The organism is Blastococcus haudaquaticus, assembly GCF_900230285.1.
Taxonomy (GTDB): Bacteria; Actinomycetota; Actinomycetes; order Mycobacteriales; family Geodermatophilaceae; genus Blastococcus_B; species Blastococcus_B haudaquaticus.
In genome coordinates, this window is the sequence record NZ_OCNK01000002.1 from 407,222 (window position 1) to 425,262 (window position 18,041).

Genomic DNA, 18,041 nt, shown 5'->3' on the forward strand with positions numbered 1-18,041 from the left:
GCGGTTCCGGCGTGAACCCGAACCCGCTGCGCCTGTCAGCCGGCCTGCCCCGCCGGCAGCACCGCGACTGAGCCTCCGAACACGTCACCCCAGGCGCGGATCGACGTGGATCTTCGGCCCGCGCCGCGCGCATCTTCTGGACAGGGAGCGGGGACACAGCGCAAAGATGGCGCGCGTGACCCTGCGCAGTGCGGAGTGGTACTCCGGCGACGTCAAGAACGGCTACCTCCACCGGGCGTGGATGCGCCGCGGCGTCCCCGACGACGCGTTCGGCCGACCGCAGATCGCCATCGCGAACACCGCGTCGGACCTGGTGCCGTGCAACCGCCACCTCACCGAGGTCGCGGCGGCGGTGCGGGACGGCGTCCACGCTGCGGGCGGAACCCCGCTGGAGATGCCGGTGCTCGGTCTGGGCGAGACGCAGGTGCGGCCGACGGCGATGCTCTGGCGCAACTTGGCCGCGATGGAGATGGAGGAGATGTTCCGCGCCAACCCGGTCGACGGGCTGGTGCTCCTCGGCGGGTGCGACAAGACGATCCCGGCGCTGCTCATGGCCGCCGCCTCCGTCGACCTGCCGGCCGTCGTCGTCCCTGGCGGACCGATGCTCACCGGCGCGTTCCGCGGCGTGCCGTTGGGATGCGGCACCGACGTCTTCCGGCTGTCGGAGGAGGTCCGCGCCGGCACGCTGTCGGCTGAGGAGTTCGCGCGCTCGGAGTCGGCGATGATCCGCAGCCGCGGCCACTGCAACACGATGGGCACCGCCTCGACCATGGGCTTGGTCGCCGAGGCGCTGGGCACTGTCGTCCCCGGGGTCGCGGGCACCCCGGCCGCGGACAGCCGGCTGCTGGAGGCGGCCCACGGCACCGGGCGGCTGGCCGTGGAGATGGTCGCCGCCGACCGGCGGCCCTCGACCTTCCTCACCGCGGGGTCCTTCGCCAACGCGATCGTCGCGCTGGCCGCGATCGGCGGCTCGACGAACGCCGTCGTACACCTCCTGGCCATCGCCGGCCGCCTGGGGATCGACCTGAGCCTGGACGACTTCGACCGCATCGGCTCGCGGGTGCCGGTGCTGGTCGACCTGCTGCCGGCCGGCCGGTTCCTCATGGAGGACTTCCACCGCGCCGGCGGGCTCCAGGCCGTGCTGGGGCAGGTCCGGGATCTCCTCGACCCGACCGCCCTGACCGTGACCGGGAAGCCCTTGGTGGACTTCCTCGACGAGGCGTCGATCTGGGACCCGCAGGTCATCAGGCTGCGACGGGAGCCCCTGGTGGAGCACGGCGGCATCGCCGTCCTGCGCGGCAACCTCGCTCCCGACGGTGCGGTGATCAAGCCGGCCGCGGCCTCACCGCACCTGATGCGGCACCGTGGCCGGGCGGTGGTCTTCGACTCCATCGAGGACTTCCACGCCCGCGTCGACGACCCCGCCCTCGACGTCGACGCCGACTCGGTGCTCGTTCTGCGCGGGTGCGGGCCGAAGGGCTATCCCGGCATGCCGGAGGTCTCCAACATGCCGCTGCCCAGGAAGCTGCTGGAGGCAGGCGTACGGGACATGGTGCGCGTCTGCGACGGCCGGATGAGCGGGACCGCGTACGGCACGGTCGTCCTGCACGTCGCCCCCGAGGCCGCCGCCGGCGGACCGCTGGGGCTGGTGCAGACCGGCGACATCGTCACCCTCGACGTCGCCGCGCGACGGATCGACGTCGAGGTCCCGGACGACGAGATGGCCGCACGCACGCCCAGCACGGCGATGCGCGCCGGGTTCGCCGACCCGCGGCGCGGCTGGGAACGCCTCTACGTCGACTCCGTGCAGCAGGCCGACACCGGCACCGACCTGGACTTCCTCGTCGGCTCGAGCGGCTCCGCAGTCAGCCGCGAGTCGCACTGAGTCACCGGCCGACGCGGGTGACCGCCGACGTGCCGAAGCGCTGCGCAGCCGCGCGCTTGTAGCCGGCCGGGAAGTCGGCGAACGCCGTGCGGTCGGCGGCGGCCGACCGCAACTGGGCCTCGGCATCGCCGGCGAACGTGGCGACGGCGTCCTCCGGCGCGAAGTTGGCGACCGCCACCAGCGCGCCCGCGCCGCCCACCGCGCCGCACAGGCCGACCAGACTGACCGCGCCGGTGTAGAGGTCACCGCCGAAGACGTCGCACTCGTGCAGCAGCCGGTCGGCGTCGCCGGAGGAGTCCTTGAGTCCCGCGACGGGCAGGTCGGCGAGCAGATCGACGGGAATGCCCGGCGCCGCGGCAGCCGGGAGGTGGTAGGCCAGCAACGGCCCGGTGGCCACCTCGGCGACCGTGTCGTAGTACGGCCGGGGATCGGGGACCCCCGGCGGCGAGAGCGCCAGGACGGCATCGGCGCCGGCCCCGAAAGCGCGCTCGGCCAGTTCCGCCGCCTGCCGGCCGGTGGGCGCGCCGGTGCCGGCCAGAACAGGCACGTCCGCCGGAAGCGCAGCCCGCACCGCGCCGACCACGGTGTCGCGCTCCTCCCTCGTGAGGGCGGCCGCCTCCCCCGTCGTCCCGGCGACCAGCACGCACCGCACGCCCAGGCCGACGAGCTGCCCCGCCAGGTCCGCGGTGGCCGGCGCATCCAGCGCGCCGTCCGGACGGAAGAGCGTGACCAGAGCGACCCCAACACCGGTGAAGAGAGGCATGTCGGCATCTTTCACCTCGGCTGGGCGGCCGAGGATGCTTCCCGCTCAATGGCACGGCGCTGGGTCCGGGTGACGGCGGTCACCGATGCTCGACCCGTCACCGTCGACCCAGCCGGGAGTAACCCATGAGCTTCGAGTACCTGATCGACCCGTCGAAGGGCCCGCAGTGGAAGGGCCAGCTGCCCGGCAAGCCGGTGCCCTACGTCCTGCGCAAGGGCGAGGGCGAGACCGCGATGCTCTTCCGCGACCTGTTCACGGTGCTGCTCTCCGGTGACGAGACGGAGAACCAGTTCGGCATCATCACCGCCGACTCCCCCGCGGGCGACGTCATCCCCACCCACTCGCACAACGAGACCCACGAGACGTTCTACGTCATCGAGGGCAAGGTGAAGCTCTTCTACGAGGACGCCGAAGGGCAGAAGCAGTCGTCGCTGCTCTCCCCCGGCGACTTCGGCTACGTGCCGGCCGGGTTCGCGCACGCCTACCAGATCGTCGAGGACGCCCGGATGATGGGCACGCTCTCCGGTGGGTTCGAGCGGTTCTTCCAGCACATCGGCACGCCGACCGACCACGCCACGAAGGACCAGCCGCCGTTCATCCCGGACTTCCCGCGGATGGGTGCGGCGGCCCAGCAGCACAACATGCAGTTCATGCCGGACTACACCTGGCCCGACGCCTGATCGTCGGAGCCGTGCCCATCCCTGCCCTGCCGCTGCCGCCCCCCGCGCACGAGCAGCCGCTGCCTGCCGCCCTGCCCGGTCCGGACGGCACCCGGCTGCTGCTCGGCGTCCCGTACGCGGCCATCCCCGGTCTCCGCCCGTTGGAGCTCGACCTGCACCTGCCGGCGGAGAGCGGCGGACCGGTCCCCGTGGTCGTCTTCCTGCACGGCGGTGGCTGGCGGATGGGCAGTCGGCACGCGGCGGGCCCGATGTACCGCGGCGCCTCCCCCACCCCGTTCGAACTGGTCGCACAGGCGGGCATCGCCGTCGCGAGCGTCGACTACCGCCTGTCGGGCGAGGCGACGTTCCCCGCCCAGCTGCACGACGCCAAGGCCGCCGTCCGGTGGCTGCGGACCAGGGCCGCCGAACTGGGCATCGACCCGACCCGGATCGCCGCCTGGGGCGAGTCGGCGGGCGGCCACCTGGCCGAGCTGCTCGGCCTGGTGACCGACCCCGCGCTGGAGGGGGACGTCGGGTTCGCCGGACAGTCCAGCCACGTCTCTACCGTCGTCGCCTGGTACGCCCCGAGTGACGTCGCGGCGGTGTCCACCGACCTCGGCACCGACCCGGCGGACGCCACCACCCGGGAGGCGCTGCTGTTGGGCGCCCCGGCGCGGGACGTGCCGGAGCTCGCCGCGCAGGCGAGCCCGATCAGCCACGTCTCCGCCGCCGCCCCACCGTTCCTGCTCCTGCACGGGGCGGCCGACCAGCTCATCCCGCCCGTCCAGAGCGAACGCCTGCACGACGCGCTCACGGCGGTCGGGGTCGACAGCGTCCTCGAACTGTTCGAGGGCGCGAACCACATGTGGCTCGGGTCGCCGGCTGCCGCGCAGGCAGCGCTCGAGCGCACCATCGACGAACTGCGCTGCCGCGTCGGCGCGAGGAGTGAGCAGTCATGAGGATCGTGGGCATCCGCCGGGACGGCGGCGTGCAGGTCGCGGCGCTGTCGGACGACGGCGCGCAGGTGACGGTGGTCGCCGGCCTGGAGGAGTTCTGGGCCGACGCGGCCGGGCACCTCTCCCGCAGCCCGGGCGGCGAGACGCTGACCGCGGCGGACGTCGAGTTCGTGCCGCCGGTGCTCCCCGGTGCCCGGGTGGTCTGCATCGGGCTGAACTACCTCAAGCACGTCGCCGAGGGCAGCTTCAAGGACCAGGAGCTCCCGCCGCACCCGACGCTGTTCGCCCGGTGGTCGCAGTCGCTGACCGTGGGCGGTGCCGAGGTCCCGATCCCGGCGAACGAGGACGGCCTGGACTGGGAGGGCGAGGTCATGGCGTACGTCGGGTCGGGGCTCGTCGACGCGACGCCGGAGGAGGCGCTGGCCGCCGTCGTCGGGTACTCGACGTTCAACGACCTGACCTCGCGGCGGGCGCAGAAGCTCACCAGCCAGTGGATCCTCGGCAAGAACGGTGACCGGTCGGGCCCGCTGGGTCCGCTGGTGCCCGCGGCCGAGGTGGGCGACCTCCGCGACGGCCTCCGGGTGCAGACCCGGGTCAACGGCGAGACCGTCCAGGACGGCAGCACCGACGAGATGGTCTACACGGTCGGCGACACCCTCTCGCTCATCTCGCACACCTTCACCCTGCGCCCGGGCGACCTGCTCGCCACCGGCACGCCGTCGGGTGTCGGCTACGGCCGGACGCCTCCGTGGCTGCTGCAGCCCGGTGACGTCGTCGAGGTCGAGGTCGAGCGCCTGGGCGTCCTCACGAACTCGGTCGTGGCCAACGAGGCTCGTCATGAGCGGTGAGTTCCGCCGGTTCCTCTTCCCGCACGACCACCCGCGGGTCGCCGAGGTCCGCGGCCTGGACCCGTACACCTATGGGGAGTTCTCCCGGAAGCCCGGCACGTTCACCGGCGGCCTGGTCGAGGGGTGGACGCCGCTCTACCGGAACGAGTTCCGCGGTGTCACCGAGGACGGCACCCTCCGCGAGGGGCTCTTCCCGTTCGAGCCGGCCCGCCCCGGTGAGGAGGCGCCGGTCGCCGAGATGGTCGCCGCCGCGCACGACCTGCTCACCGTCCTCGACGACGACGACCGGGAGCGGATCTCGCATCCCGTCGACGCCGTCGAGTGGCAGACCTGGGCCAACCCGGAGTTCATGCAGTTCGACACCGGCCTGCGGCTGGACCTGCAGCCGGTGGCGGTGCGCGACAAGGCGCTCGCGCTGGTGGCCGCCTCGCTCTCCCCCGAGGGCTACGAGCTCACCCACGCGATGATGCTGATCAACGGCTTCCTCGGCGAGGTCGTCGACCTGCCGACCGTGCTCAACGAATTCAGCTACAACATCGCGCTCTACGGCGAGCCCGACCTGCGCGCCCCGTGGGGCTGGCAGCTGTTCGGCCACCACTGCGCGGTCAACTGCCTGGTGGTGGAGGGCCGCATGGTCGTCTCGCCGGTCTTCCTGGGCGCCGAGCCGGACGAGATCGACGCCGGGCCGCATGCCGGCCTCCGCGAGGTCTTCGCCGACCGGATCGCCCTCGGCACCGCACTGATGGCCGCGCTGCCCGCCGAGCAGCGGGCGGCCGCCACTGTCTACGAGCAGATGGTGGACCCGGCGATGCCGCCGGGCCGGGTGCACCCGGGCGACGAACGCCACCTGGCGGGCGCCTTCCAAGACAACCGCGTGATCCCGTTGGAGGGCATCCGGGTCGTCGACATGCCGGCCGAGGCGCAGGCGCTCGCGGTGCGGATCGCCGAGTCGTTCGTCCGTCTGCTGCCCGAGGGCCCGCGCGCGGCCCGGCTGCGCGAGATCGAGGCGCACCTGGACGAGACGTGGTTCTCCTGGATCGGCGGATCGCAGCCGGGCGACGTCTTCTACTACCGGCTGCAGTCGCCGGTGCTCATCGCCGAGCTCGACCACCACTGCGGCGTCTTCCTCGACTACGACACCCCGCAGCCGTTCCACATCCACACCGTCCTGCGCACCCCGCACGGCAACGACTACGGCCGGTCCTGGGTCCGGCAGTGGCAGGAGCGCGAGGCGGCGAGCTGATCGTGGTCAGAAGGGCGGCGGGTCGGCTCCGGACAGGGCTCGCCGTTCGGCCGGTACCCGCAGCACCGAGCTGACCGCCGCGCTCATGCCCGGCGGCCGGCTGACCCGGGTGACGCCGCTGGGCGTGGTGACCGCGAGCACCCCGTCGGCGGTCATGACGTGCCGCCAACCGCGGGCGTGGGTCTTCAGGCGGTGGTGCCGGCGGCACAGGCAGCAGAGGTTCGCGCAGTCGGTCGCGCCGCCGTCGGCGTGCGCGACGACGTGATCGAGGTCCGCCCACCCGGCGCGGTTGCCGCAGCCGGGATGCCGGCAGGTGCGGTCGCGAGTGCGCGCGAAGCGCTCCAGCGCCGGGCCGGGGACGTACCGGCCCACCGCGGGCGGCCGGCTGAGGCCTTCCCCGCGGCGCACGGCGGACTCCAGCTCGCGGCGGGTGACCGCGGCGAGCAGGCGCCCGTCGGCGTCGGTGACCGCGAGCCGCAGAGTGCCGTCGGTCGGGGCCTGGATTCCGCCTGGGCACAGCGCGTCCAGGCGTTCGAGCAACTCGCGGGCCAGCGCGGCGGTGACGGGCTCACCGTCGACCAGCACCGGCGACCGCCCCGCCCCCGGCGCGCCGGCTGCCGCGGACTCCAGCGCGTCCAGCGCGGCGACCACCTCGACGTGGGCGCTCACCGTCGGCCGCTCGTCGTCCGCGCCGGTCACCAGCCCGTGCACCACCACGCTGCGGAGCTCCCTGATCGACCGCTCGTCACCTGCCGCCTTGAGCGCCCGGGCATGGGCGTCCGCCGCGGCCCGCACCTCCGCGGCCTCGGGCATCGGCATCGTGGCGCGGACCTCGCCCATGCCGTCGCCGAGCCCTCGGACGGTGACGTCCGCGTCCCGCTGGGCCTTCTGCCGGCGTCGGTCGGCGGCGGCCGGGTCGGCCCTGATCAGCTCCGCCCGCACGAGCGCCCGCAGCCGGTTGACGGAGAGCCCGGTCGCGTGCGGCAGCACGGCCGCCTCGACGAGGTGAAGCACGTCGTCCGGGGTCTCGCGGGCCGGCCAGCCGAGCTCGGCGGCGATCGCCCGCGCGCGCGGCCAGTCCAACCGGCCGTCCGCCAGGGCTGCCCAGGTGGCCGGCAGTCGGCGCCGCAGCGTCGCCGACCGTTCCCACAGCTGCGTTGCCGCCGTGCGCGAGCAGTTCAGCACCAGCGCGAGCTCGTCGGGGAAGAACTCCGACACGTCGGCGTCGAGCAGCTGGGCCGCCCACTCCCCCGACGCGGCACCGGCCTGCCCGCGCTGCCGGTCGTCGCTCGCCGGCCGGTCGGCGGCCAGCCCCACCACGAGCTCGACCCGGTAGGCGGCGAGGACCGCCTCTGCCTCCTCGACCCGCTGCAGCTGCTCCGCCTTCTGCTCCGGCGTCATCAGGTCGACCTGGAGCAGGTCACCGAGCCGGGACGGCCGCGCCACGACCCCCGGGGGCAGCACGACGTCGTCGCAGGACACCGCCGGCTGCAGCTCGGCGACCGTCACGCCGACGCCGAACGCACCCGGAGGGAACATGCCCGGACGGTAGGCCGGGGGTACGACAATTCCGGCGCTGAGCAGTGGGAACGCCGGGACGGAGCGCAGTGGACCGCTCCGCGCTGGACCCACCCGTTCCGCACTGCCGCTCAATGGCAACGGCCTACGTCGGAGTGACCTCCGCCACGGATCCTGGAACCGAGCCGGACGGATCCCGCGCAGTCCCCGGGCCACCACCGCGCAGCTACTTCGCCTCGTCGTCCTCGCGGACGAGCACCACGTCAGGAGACCCGATGACCCGCGTGCCCGAACGCGTCCCGGTGCTCGTCGTCGGCGGCGGCCCCAGTGGCCTGGCCGCCGCGATCGAGCTCGGCCGCCGGGGGGTGGAGGTGCTCGTCGTCGAGCCGCGCACCGTCCTCGACCCGCTCCGCCCACGTGCCAAGACGACCAGCGTGCGCACGATGGAGCACCTCCGGCGCTGGGGCATCGCCGAGCGGCTCCGTGCGCAGGCGCCGCTGCCGGTGGAGCACGCCCAGGACGTCGTCTTCGTGACGGGACTCTTCGGGCACGAGATCACCCGCTTCGAGAACGCCTTCGGCCTGTGGACCGACCCGCAGGAGGTCGCCGCCGAGGCCGGCCAGCAGGCGCCGCAGCCCATGGTCGAGGAGGTGCTGCGGGAGGCGGCGGCCGCGCTGCCGACGGTCACGCTGCTGACCGGCTGGCGGGCAGTGTCGGTCGCCGACGGCGTCGGCGCCGCCCGGGCCGTGGTCGAGGACCCCGACGGCACGACGCACGAGATCTCCGCCGACTACCTGCTCGGCTGCGACGGCAGCAGCGGCGTCAGCCGGGCAGCGATCGGCGCCCGCTACGAGGGCTCGTCGGGAACGCTGCCCAATCTCTCCATCACCTTCCGCAGCTCGGCGCTCGAGGAGCGGGAGCTGTGCGCGCTCGGCATCCACTACTGGGTCATCGGCGCCCGCTACGGCGGCCTCATGGGGCGGCTGGACCTCGACGGCACCTGGTGGGCGATCGTCCAGGGCATCGACCGGCCGGACGGCGTCGACCCAGTCGCGCTGGTCCGCGCGCTGGCCGGCGACGCCATCGACGTCGACGTGCTCGCGACCGACCCCTGGTCCGCGCGGATGCTGCTGGTCGACCGCTACCGCGGCGAGCGGGTCCTCCTCGTCGGCGACGCCGCCCACCTCAACCCCCCGTGGGGCGGCCACGGCTTCAACACCTGCGTCGGCGACGCGGTGAACCTCGGCTGGAAGCTGGCCGCCGTGCTGCAGGGCTGGGCCCCGCCGTCGTTGCTGGACAGCTACGAGGCCGAGCGCCGTCCGGTGGCGTACCGGACCATCGGTGCCGCCGGCGACCAGGAAGCCTTCCTCGCGCCGTCCTTCGCCGACGTCGACCTCGACGACGACGGCACCGCCGGGCAGTTGCTGCGGGGCGACCTGGCGCACCGCCTCGACGTGAAGGACGCCGAGTTCCACAGCCTCGGGCTGGTGCTCGGCTACGACTACCCCGATTCCCCCGTCGTCGTCCCCGACGGGCGGCCGGTGCCGCCGCAGTCGCTGACGGAGTACACGCCGTCCGCCCATCCCGGAGCGCGGCTGCCGCACGCCTGGCTGCCCGACGGCCGCTCGGTCTTCGACCTGCTCGGCGACGGGTTCACCCTGCTCCGGCTGAGCGCCGACGCCGATGCCGGACCCCTGATCGCCGCGGCGACAGACGCCGGGCTCCCGCTCGCGGTCGTCGACCTGCCCGACCTCCGCCCGCTGTACGACGCCGACCTCGTCCTGGTCCGCCCGGACCAGCACGTGGCCTGGCGCGGATCCACCGGCGACCAGCCGCACGACCTGTTCCGCACCGTCGTCGGCGGAGCCGACGTCGTCGCCGACCTCGAGGAGATCACCCGATGACCGCCAGCAGCTTCCCCGAGAACTTCCTCTGGGGCACCGCCACCGCCGCGCACCAGGTGGAGGGCGGCAACGTCAACAACGACCACTGGGAGATGGAGCACGCCGAGCACTCCCCCTTCGTCGAGTCCAGCGGCGACGCCTGCGACTCCTGGCACCGCTGGGAGGAGGACCTCGACCTGGTGGCCGGCGCCGGCCTGAACACCTACCGCTTCAGCCTGGAGTGGAGCCGGATCGAGCCCGAGGAGGGCGAGGTCTCCCGCGCGGCGCTGGACCACTACCGGCGCATCGTCGACGGCTGCCGCGACCGCGGATTGACGCCGATCGCCACGCTCGTGCACTTCACGATGCCCCGCTGGCTGATGCACGACGGCGGGTGGACCGGCCAGAAGACCGGTGACCGGATCGCCCGGTTCACCGAGCTCGCGCTGCCCGCAGTCCGGGACGCGGCGTACGTCGCCACGATCAACGAGCCGAACCTGATGGCCGTCCAGCCGGTGATCGGCGGGATGGCCCGTCGCGGTGAGGAGATCAAGGGCCTGCCGGTGCCGGACCAGGCGGTGTCCGAGGCCCTGATCGGCCTGCACCAGCGCAGCATGGCGGTGCTCCGCGGCGCCGGATCGCCGCCGGCCGGGATGACGCTGGTCGGGCTGGAGTACATCGACGAGGGCGGCGGCCAGGAGCCGATGCAGGCCGCCCGCGCCGCGATGATGGACCAGTTCCTGACCGCCGCCGAGGGCGACGACTTCGTCGGCCTGCAGATCTACACCGCCCAGCGGTTCGGGCCCGAGGGGCTCATCGCCCCGCCGGCGGACCAGCAGACCCTGGCCCACGGCATGGAGCGCCGGCCGCGCGCCCTGAGCGCGGCGGTCCGCCACGCGGCCACCGTGCTCCCGGACATGCCGCTGCTCGTCACCGAGAACGGGATCGCCACGGCCGACGACGAGGACCGCATCCGGTTCACCTCCGACGCCCTGCAGAGCCTGTGCGAGGCCATCGCCGACGGCGTCGACGTCCGCGGCTACGTGCACTGGAGCCTGCTCGACAACTTCGAGTGGATGCTCGGCTTCGCCCCCACCTTCGGTCTGGTCGCCGTCGACCGGGAGACCTTCACCCGGACGCCGAAGCCCAGCCTCGCCTGGCTCGGCGAGGTGGCCCGCCGCAACGGGCTGGGCTGAGCCGGCTACTGGACCGGCGCGTCCGGAGGCGGCAGCTGGTGGGTGAGCTGCGCATCGACCGAGGCGACGCCCTCGACGCCCCGCAGGGTGTCGAGGGCGTCGTCCGGTGCGGAGCCGGTGACGATGCCGAGCGTGCCCAGGACCTGGTCCACCTGCAGTCCGGACGCGCGCAGGTTCTGCACCACGCCGTCCAGGCTCTCCCGGTGGTCGTCCCCGACGGTCACGCTGACGTGGGTCATGCCGCGGAACCTACGCCCGGCCTGCTCACTGCGGCGCGATGCAGAGCCCGCTGCCGACGTCGACCGACGGCATCATCAGCCGCTCGCTCTCCTGGCAGAGGGTCGCCCAGAGCTCCAGCCCCCGGCGGCCGGTGGCCTCGGCCCACAGCGCCGCGATGCCGGCGACGTGCGGCGTCGCCATGCTCGTCCCGCTGATGCTCCGGTACCGCGTGGGCATGGGCCAGGAGGAGAGCACCTGGTACCCCGGCCCGGCGATGTCGACCTGGCCACCGCGCGCGGCCAGGCTGCGGGCGGAGAAGTAGGCCATCTCCAGGTTCTGGTCCAGTGCGCCGACGGCCATGATCTCGGGACTGTTGGCGGGCGCCCCGACGAACCCCATGCGGCCGTTGCGCCGGTCGGCGTTGTTGCCGGCCGCGGCGATGATCAGCGATGCCCTCTCCAGCGCCCGCGCACCGGCCGCGGAGTACGGCGGGTGCGCCTCCATGACGTCGGCACCGAGCGACATCGAGATGACCGGGCAGCCGTTGGACACCGCCCAGTCGATGCCGGCGAGGATGCCGCCGTCGGTGCCGCTCCCGGCGTCGCTGAGCACCTTGCCGACGAAGATGTCGGCCTCGTAGGCGACGCCGTAGCGGGGTCCGGTCGACGGAGACCGGGGACCGCAGGACGTCCCGATGCAGTGCGTGCCGTGCCCGTGGCCGTCCTGCGCCCGCTCCCCGGGGACGAACGACATCGCCGACACCGTCCGCCCCGCGAAGTCGGGGTGCTCCAGGTCGAACCCGGTGTCGAGGACCGCCACCCCGATCCCCCGGCCGGAGCAGGACGACGAATCGGCCCGCACCGCCTGGATGCCCCAGGTGGCCTGCGCGGTGTCGGCGAAGAGCGGCGCGGCGCGCACACCCGTCGCGGCATGCCCGTTCCCGTTCCCGTCGTGGGCGTGCAGCACCCGCTCGGCCAGGTCGTCGACGCCGTCGCGGTACGCGCGGGCGTAGTCCAGCACGTCCTGCAGCACGTGGTGGACCAGCTCCGGCGACACCGACAGCACGCGTCGTCCCGGCGCCTCGGCCGACTGGAGCACGGCCATCTGACCGGGATCTGCGGAGACGACGGCGATCCCGAGCTGGGCGAAGACCGTCGCCTGGGCGTCGTGCAGGGTCTCCGGCGGGACGCCGCCGGACGCGAAGTCGCGGGAGTCCGCGACCTCACCGATGCCGGCGCGGCCCCATTCGACCCCGGCGTCGTCGTCGGCGTCCGCGAGCACGACGATCTGCCGTCCGGTGGTCTCCGGTGGCCGTACGGCCGCCACCCGGTCGTCCCCCGGGAAGCCTGACTCTGCCGAGAAGCGCGGATCGATCACTGTTCCCCCTCCGTCCGAGGCGCGGCAGCCGGGCGAGGGACCGGCGCGCGCCCCCTTCCCGCCGGCAGGACTGCTCGGCAGAGGGAAGGGTTCTCGCGGGGCGGTTGCGGTGCCAGCGCGTCGCGTACGGGTCACGCTGTGCAGGAGGCCGTACGGCGCTCCATCACGCCGCGGTGCCGGCCGACCGCGCTCTGCTCCATCCCGGTGACGCGGCGGTGACGACTGGCGCACCGGGCAGCACCTTGCCCGGGTTCATCAGCCCCGGCGGGTCGAGGAGGTCCTTGATGCCGCGCATCAGGTCCAGCTCGGACCCGTCCTTGTTCTCGGCGATCAACGGTCGACCCGGAGCCCCCGCTCCGAGCAGACCAGGGCCACCCGCTCAGTCACGGGGCAGCTGCAGCTTCCCGTCGATCCGGCGCGGGATGCCCGAGAAGCCCTCGGTGAGCTCCTCCGGCAGGACCTCCTGCGGGGCGCCCTGCCACGTCACCGGCCGCAGGAACCGGCGGATGGCGGTGGTGCCCACGGACGTGTGCTGGGAGTTGGTCGAGGGCCAGGGACCGCCGTGGTGCTGGGCCCAGGACACCGCGACGCCCGTCGGGTAGGCGTCGTAGACCAGCCGCCCCGCCCGCGTCCGCAGCTCCTGGGAGACCGCCAACGGCAGGTCGGTCTCGCCGTCGCCGCGCAGAACGGTCGCGGTGAGGGAGGAGGGCATGGCGTCCAGGGCCGAGAAGAGGTCCTTCTCGCCGTCGTAGCGGGCGACGACGGCGACCGGCCCGAAGACCTCCTCCGTCACCTCGTGCGGCAGCTGGGTCGCCGACGTGGTGAGCAGCAGCGGCGTGGCCCGGAAACCGGCGTCGTCCGTGCGCGTGCCCACGGCGACGGTCTCCACCCCGGGCAGCTCGGCGAGCTCCGTGGAGCCCCGGCCGTAGGACGCGGCGATGCCCTCGTTGAGCAGGACCTGCGCGGTGGTGGCGCGCACGGCCTCGGCCATGGCGTCGAGGACGGCGTCGCCCTCGGGGCCGGCCGGCACGAAGGCCAGGCCGGGCTTGGTGCAGAACTGCCCGGCGCCGAGGGTGAACGACCCGACCAGCTCGCCGCCGATCTGCGCACCCCGCTCGGCGGCCGCCTGGGGCGTGACGACGACGGGATTGAGGCTGGAGAGCTCGCCGTAGAACGGGATCGGGTCCGGGCGCTGCTCCATGATCGCCAGCAGTGCCTTGCCGCCGTTCACGGAGCCGGTGAAGCCGACCGCCCGGATCGCGGGGTGGGCCACCAGGTCCGCGCCGGCCTGGACGCCGTGCACGAGACCCAGGGTGCCGTCGGGCGCGCCGGCGGTGCGGGCGGCTTCGACCATGAGGTCGAAGACCAGTTGCGAGGTGGCCGGGTGCGAGCCGTGCGCCTTGACGACCACCGGCGAGCCGGCGGCCAGCGCCGAGGCGGTGTCACCACCGGGCACGGAGAACGCGAGCGGGAAGTTGCTGGCGCCGAAGACGGCGACCGGGCCGATCGGCACGAGCATGCGGCGCAGATCGGGACGCGGGCCCATGGGCGTCTGCCCGGCGTGGTCGATCGTCGCCTCGAGGTAGCTGCCCTCCTCCAGGACCTCCGCGAACAGCCGGAGCTGGTACTCCGTGCGCGTCAGCTCGCCGTTCAGCCGGGTGGCGCCGAGCCCGGACTCCCGGTCGGCGACGGCGACGACGTCGTCGCGGCGGGCCTCGAGGGCTTCGGCCAGGGCGCGCAGCAGCCCGGCCCGGCCGGCGCGGCCCATCGCGTCGAGCGCGGGCGCGGCGGCGAGCGCCGCGGCGACCAGCCGGTCGACCTCGGCGCTGGTGGTCTCCTGCGCGACGACCTCGACGGTCTCGCCGGTGCGGGGGTCGATGCTGACGACGTCCACGTGGTTCTCCTCTGAAGGGGGGTTCAGTGCGGCGCGTCGACGTGGACGCGGTCCACGGTCCAGGCGCGCGCCTGCTCGGTCAGCGTGACACCGAGGCCGGACTCGCTGCGCCACGCCGCTCATCTTCGAGGGCCACGCCACCGAATTCTCCACCCGGCCGATCTCGGGGACGCTGCTGGTCGCAAGGAGCCGCTCGTCGTCCTGAATCCCCCCCGCGGCGACGCGGCCGACGAGGTGCTCCGCGTGGCGCAGGAGGTGTCGGCGTCGGTGATCGTCATCGGCCTGCGCAAGCGGTCACCGGTCGGGAAGCTGCTGATGGGCAGCAGCGCGCAGCGCATCCTGCTCGACGCCGACCGTCCGGTGCTCGCCGTCAAGCCCTAACGTCTGCGCCATGACCGACGACATCGTCGCCGAGGTGCTGGCCGCCGAGGACCGGCGCTACGAGGCCCTGCTCGGACCGGACCTGCCCGCGCTCGAGCGGCTGTTCCACGACCGGCTCAGCTACGCGCACTCCAGCGGTGTCCGCGACACCAAGGACGAGTACCTGGCCAAGATCGCGAACGGCTACTACGACTACCAGCGCCTGGACCACCCGGTGGACCGCGTCGACGTCGTCGGCGGGACCGTCGTCGTCAGCGGCCGGATGACCGCCGACCTCCTGGTCGAGGGCACCCCGAAGTCGCTCGACGTCCTCGCGCTGGCGGTCTGGACCCGGGACTCAGGCGAGTGGCAGCTGCTCGCCTACGCCTCCACCCCCGTGCCGCGCGCCTGAGCTCTCAGCGGCTCCGGTAGAGCCGGGTCGTGATCGGCAGGAAGATCGCGGCCAGGGCGGCGGCGACCACCAGCGAGGTCGTGATGGCCTCGCCGTCCGGGGTGCCGTCCATGAGCGAGCGGCACGCCGTCGCCAGGATCGAGATCGGGTTGACGTTCACGAACGCCTCGAGCGGCCCGGGCAGCGTCGCGGGGTCGACGAAGACGTTCGACAGGAACGTCAGCGGGAAGATGCCCATGAAGCCGGCGTTCATCACCGCGTTCGGCGAGCGGAGCAGCAGCCCCAGCACCGAGAAGACCCAGGACAGCCCGAACGAGAAGACGACGACCAGTGCCAGGGCGCCCAGCGCACCGGTCACCCCGGCGTCGGGGCGGTAGCCCAGCGCCACGCCCACCACGATGATCACGGTGCCGGCGATGACGTAGCGGACGCTGTCGCCCAGCAGCGAGCCCAGCAGCGGTGCCGGGCGCCAGATCGGCAGCGAGCGGAACCGGTCGACGACGCCCTTGGTCAGGTCGGTGTTGAGCGAGACGCCGGAGTACACGGTCGTGAACAGCACCGACATGACCAGCAGCCCGGGCAGCGTGTAGTCGAGGTAGGCGCTGGTCGAGCCGGCGATGGCGCCACCGAACAGGTAGGTGAACATCAGCAGGAACATGACCGGGGTGACGGTCACGTCGAGCAGCTGCTCCGGGACGTGCTTGACCTTGAGCATCCCGCGCCAGCCGAAGGTCAGCGCCGTCGACAGGGGTCCCGGCCGTGGCGGCCGGGCGGTGGTCGCGATGGCCTGGCGGACGGCGGCGGTGTCGGCGCCGGCGGTCACCGGAGTGGCGGTGCTCATGACGACTGCTCCTCGAGGGTGGCGTCGCGCTCCTCGGCCAGGTGACCGGTGAGCGCCAGGAAGACCTCGTCCAGGCTGGGCTGGCCGAGGGAGAACTCCGCGATGCCGAGCCCCGCACGCGCGAGCGCGGACACGCCGTCGGCAGCCCGGGAGGCGTCGGCCGACGAGACCGACAGGGCGGCCGGATCGGCGTCGAGGACGACGGCGCCCACGGCGCGCTCCAGGATCCCGGCCGCGTCGCCGCGCTGCCCGGGGTCCAGCAACCGGACCTTCAGCCCGCCGGTGCCGACGGACGCCTTGAGCTGACCCGGCGTCCCCTCGGCGATCACCTTCCCCCGGTCGATCACCGCGATCCCGTCGGCCAGCTGGTCGGCCTCCTCCAGGTACTGGGTGCAGAGCAGGATCGTCGTCCCGCCGGCCTGCAGCGCCCGGGCGATCTCCCACACCTGCCCGCGCGACCGCGGGTCCAGCCCGGTGGTGGGCTCGTCGAGGAACATCAGCCGCGGCGTGACGACGATGCTCGCGGCGATGTCCAGCCGGCGGCGCATGCCCCCCGAGTAGTGCTTGACCAGGCGGGCGGCGGCCTCGCTGATGCCGAACGCCTCGAGCAGCTCGTCGGCTCGCGTCCGCGACGCCGACCGCGACAGGCCGAGCAGCCGGCCCAGCAGGATGAGGTTCTCCCGGCCGGTCAGCTCCTCGTCGACCGAGGCCAGCTGCCCGGTGAGGCTCACCAGGCTGCGGACGGCGTCGCCCTCGGTGCGGATGTCGTGCCCCAGCACCCGGGCCGTGCCGGCGTCGGGCGGGATGAGCGTGGCCAGCATGCGGATGACCGTGGTCTTCCCGGCCCCGTTCGGGCCGAGGACGCCGTAGATGGAGCCCTCGGGCACGGCCAGGTCCACGCCGGCGACCGCGTGGGTGTCGCCGAACGACTTCTCCAGCCCGGTCACTTCGATCGCCAGTGGTGCGTGCGTCGTCATCGGACTCCTCGGTTCGGCCCCCGCCGTGTGCTGTCCACGTTCAGACGCAGGGTCCGCCCCGGAATGAGCGGTCGCCACCGACTTTTCTGCCCGCGACCGCAGGCATCCGGTCAGCCGGGCGGTGCCAGGTCCAGCACGTCGCCGGGGCGGCACCCGAGGGCGTCGCAGACGGCGGTCAGCGTGGAGAACCGGACGGCCCGGGCCCGGTCGTTCTTGAGCACCGACAGGTTCACGACCGACACCCCGGCCCGGTCGGCGAGCTCGGTGAGCGTCATCCCGCGGGCGGCGAGCAGGGAGTCGAGCCGGCAGAGGATGCGGTGGCCGTCGCTCACACGAGCCCGACGACGTCGTCGGCCAGCAGCGCACCCCGACGGAAGGCCTCCGCTATGCCCAGCACCGCCACCGCGAGGAGCAGCGGCGTCAGGGGGATCGTCAGCTGGGCCAGGAACGGCGCGTCCTCGCCCGTGAGCCCGAGGTGGTCCAGCGCGGCGAAGCCGGCCGCGTCACGGGCCATCGGCGCGAGCACGCCCCCGACCAGGACCGACGCCGCGACCACCTGGAGCCTGGTCGAGCTGCCTCCCGCGAACGGACGTCCCACCCGGACGGAGCGCAGCACCTGGGCGAGGGCCAGCGCACCGGCGGCGATGGACAGGAAGAGGAGCACGCTGCTGGCGGCCGCCAGCAGCCGGAGTCCCAGCGGGACGTCCGGCACGTGCAGGTCGACGCCGACGAGGTCACCCAGCAGGACCGCTCCGGCGGGCAGGTCGAGTCCCGCGTCGACGTCGAGCCGCGCCTGGTTCGTCAGGAACACCGTGACGTCGGCGGCGTCCCGGGACACGGCCAGCCAGACGAGGACCAGGGCGACGATCGCGGCGCCCACTCCGACGAACGCCAGGAGCAGGGCGTGGGCGCCTGCGGAGCGCGGACCCAGCACGGGCTTCGTCGTCGACATGCGCGGGACCATAACGACATTCGATACGTCGGGGAACCCTCGCCACGCCGGGCAGCAC

19 protein-coding genes are annotated in these 18,041 nt (G+C 73.6%); 9 read left to right on the plus strand and 10 right to left on the minus strand.

All coding sequences use genetic code 11. The features are described from left to right. The first annotated feature begins 166 nt into the window (after positions 1-166). Positions 167-1,885, plus strand: a complete 1,719-nt coding sequence (locus CRP30_RS08535; protein ID WP_200814627.1) for an IlvD/Edd family dehydratase — start codon at positions 167-169, stop codon at positions 1,883-1,885. 1 nt (position 1,886) lies between these two features. On the opposite strand, the gene CRP30_RS08540 is transcribed toward CRP30_RS08535, so the two are convergent. Continuing rightward, positions 1,887-2,648, minus strand: coding sequence for a dihydrodipicolinate synthase family protein (locus CRP30_RS08540; protein WP_097183518.1), 762 nt, complete (start codon positions 2,646-2,648; stop codon positions 1,887-1,889). Positions 2,649-2,773: 125 nt separating this feature from the next. On the opposite strand from CRP30_RS08540, the gene CRP30_RS08545 reads away from it, so the two are divergent. Genes CRP30_RS08545 through CRP30_RS08560 form a run of 4 tightly spaced genes read left to right on the plus strand, consistent with a single transcriptional unit; the run spans position 2,774 to position 6,354 of the window. Then, positions 2,774-3,328 carry a quercetin 2,3-dioxygenase gene (locus CRP30_RS08545; RefSeq protein ID WP_097183519.1) on the plus strand — a complete coding sequence of 185 codons (555 nt, stop codon included), beginning with the start codon at positions 2,774-2,776 and terminating at the stop codon, positions 3,326-3,328. An 11-nt stretch (positions 3,329-3,339) separates the two neighbouring features. After that, positions 3,340-4,266 (plus strand): alpha/beta hydrolase, encoded by a 927-nt coding sequence (locus tag CRP30_RS08550; RefSeq protein WP_097183520.1) that lies wholly within the window; start codon positions 3,340-3,342, stop codon positions 4,264-4,266. Beyond that, positions 4,263-5,111, plus strand: coding sequence for a fumarylacetoacetate hydrolase family protein (locus CRP30_RS08555; RefSeq protein WP_097183521.1), 849 nt, complete (start codon positions 4,263-4,265; stop codon positions 5,109-5,111). Before CRP30_RS08550 ends, CRP30_RS08555 begins: the two co-directional genes overlap by 4 nt. Then, entirely contained in the window at positions 5,101-6,354 is a 1,254-nt protein-coding gene (locus tag CRP30_RS08560) for a DUF3500 domain-containing protein (protein ID WP_097183522.1), read from the plus strand. Before CRP30_RS08555 ends, CRP30_RS08560 begins: the two co-directional genes overlap by 11 nt. 6 nt (positions 6,355-6,360) lie before the next feature. Here CRP30_RS08560 and CRP30_RS08565 read toward each other — a convergent pair whose 3' ends face one another. Continuing rightward, positions 6,361-7,893 (minus strand): HNH endonuclease signature motif containing protein, encoded by a 1,533-nt coding sequence (locus CRP30_RS08565; RefSeq protein WP_097183523.1) that lies wholly within the window; start codon positions 7,891-7,893, stop codon positions 6,361-6,363. 254 nt (positions 7,894-8,147) lie between these two features. On the opposite strand from CRP30_RS08565, the gene CRP30_RS08570 reads away from it, so the two are divergent. Beyond that, complete coding sequence (locus tag CRP30_RS08570) at positions 8,148-9,776, plus strand: FAD-dependent monooxygenase (protein WP_097183524.1); 1,629 nt, start codon at positions 8,148-8,150, stop codon at positions 9,774-9,776. After that, positions 9,773-10,951: a glycoside hydrolase family 1 protein gene (locus CRP30_RS08575; RefSeq protein ID WP_097183525.1), complete on the plus strand. Its 1,179-nt coding sequence runs from the start codon at positions 9,773-9,775 to the stop codon at positions 10,949-10,951. Before CRP30_RS08570 ends, CRP30_RS08575 begins: the two co-directional genes overlap by 4 nt. Before the next feature lie 5 nt (positions 10,952-10,956). Here the strand turns inward: CRP30_RS08575 and CRP30_RS08580 are convergent, their stop codons facing one another. From CRP30_RS08580 to CRP30_RS08595, 4 genes are all read right to left on the minus strand, one after another. Further along, positions 10,957-11,190, minus strand: coding sequence for a ketohydroxyglutarate aldolase (locus tag CRP30_RS08580; protein ID WP_097183526.1), 234 nt, complete (start codon positions 11,188-11,190; stop codon positions 10,957-10,959). Between the two features lie 25 nt (positions 11,191-11,215). Continuing rightward, on the minus strand, positions 11,216-12,496 hold the full coding sequence (locus CRP30_RS08585) for a S8 family serine peptidase (RefSeq protein ID WP_200814628.1): 1,281 nt from the start codon (positions 12,494-12,496) through the stop codon (positions 11,216-11,218). A gap of 214 nt (positions 12,497-12,710) precedes the next feature. Continuing rightward, positions 12,711-12,911, minus strand: coding sequence for an FAD-linked oxidase C-terminal domain-containing protein (locus tag CRP30_RS08590; RefSeq protein WP_097183527.1), 201 nt, complete (start codon positions 12,909-12,911; stop codon positions 12,711-12,713). A gap of 15 nt (positions 12,912-12,926) precedes the next feature. Then, positions 12,927-14,441: an aldehyde dehydrogenase (NADP(+)) gene (locus tag CRP30_RS08595; RefSeq protein WP_235003276.1), complete on the minus strand. Its 1,515-nt coding sequence runs from the start codon at positions 14,439-14,441 to the stop codon at positions 12,927-12,929. A gap of 84 nt (positions 14,442-14,525) precedes the next feature. On the opposite strand from CRP30_RS08595, the gene CRP30_RS08600 reads away from it, so the two are divergent. Both CRP30_RS08600 and CRP30_RS08605 read left to right on the plus strand, forming a co-directional pair. Continuing rightward, entirely contained in the window at positions 14,526-14,822 is a 297-nt protein-coding gene (locus CRP30_RS08600; protein ID WP_235003277.1) for a universal stress protein, read from the plus strand. Between the two features lie 10 nt (positions 14,823-14,832). Then, positions 14,833-15,213 (plus strand): nuclear transport factor 2 family protein, encoded by a 381-nt coding sequence (locus tag CRP30_RS08605; RefSeq protein WP_097183529.1) that lies wholly within the window; start codon positions 14,833-14,835, stop codon positions 15,211-15,213. 4 nt (positions 15,214-15,217) lie between these two features. On the opposite strand, the gene CRP30_RS08610 is transcribed toward CRP30_RS08605, so the two are convergent. The 4 genes from CRP30_RS08610 to CRP30_RS08625 form a co-directional block, all read right to left on the minus strand. Further along, positions 15,218-16,054: an ABC transporter permease gene (locus CRP30_RS08610; protein WP_097183530.1), complete on the minus strand. Its 837-nt coding sequence runs from the start codon at positions 16,052-16,054 to the stop codon at positions 15,218-15,220. After that, on the minus strand, positions 16,051-17,031 hold the full coding sequence (locus CRP30_RS08615) for an ATP-binding cassette domain-containing protein (protein ID WP_097183531.1): 981 nt from the start codon (positions 17,029-17,031) through the stop codon (positions 16,051-16,053). Before CRP30_RS08615 ends, CRP30_RS08610 begins: the two co-directional genes overlap by 4 nt. A 110-nt stretch (positions 17,032-17,141) precedes the next feature. After that, positions 17,142-17,363 (minus strand): helix-turn-helix domain-containing protein, encoded by a 222-nt coding sequence (locus CRP30_RS08620; protein ID WP_097183532.1) that lies wholly within the window; start codon positions 17,361-17,363, stop codon positions 17,142-17,144. After that, on the minus strand, positions 17,360-17,983 hold the full coding sequence (locus CRP30_RS08625; RefSeq protein ID WP_143278428.1) for a DUF2975 domain-containing protein: 624 nt from the start codon (positions 17,981-17,983) through the stop codon (positions 17,360-17,362). The genes CRP30_RS08620 and CRP30_RS08625 overlap by 4 nt, the downstream gene beginning before the upstream one ends. Positions 17,984-18,041: the final 58 nt, after the last annotated feature.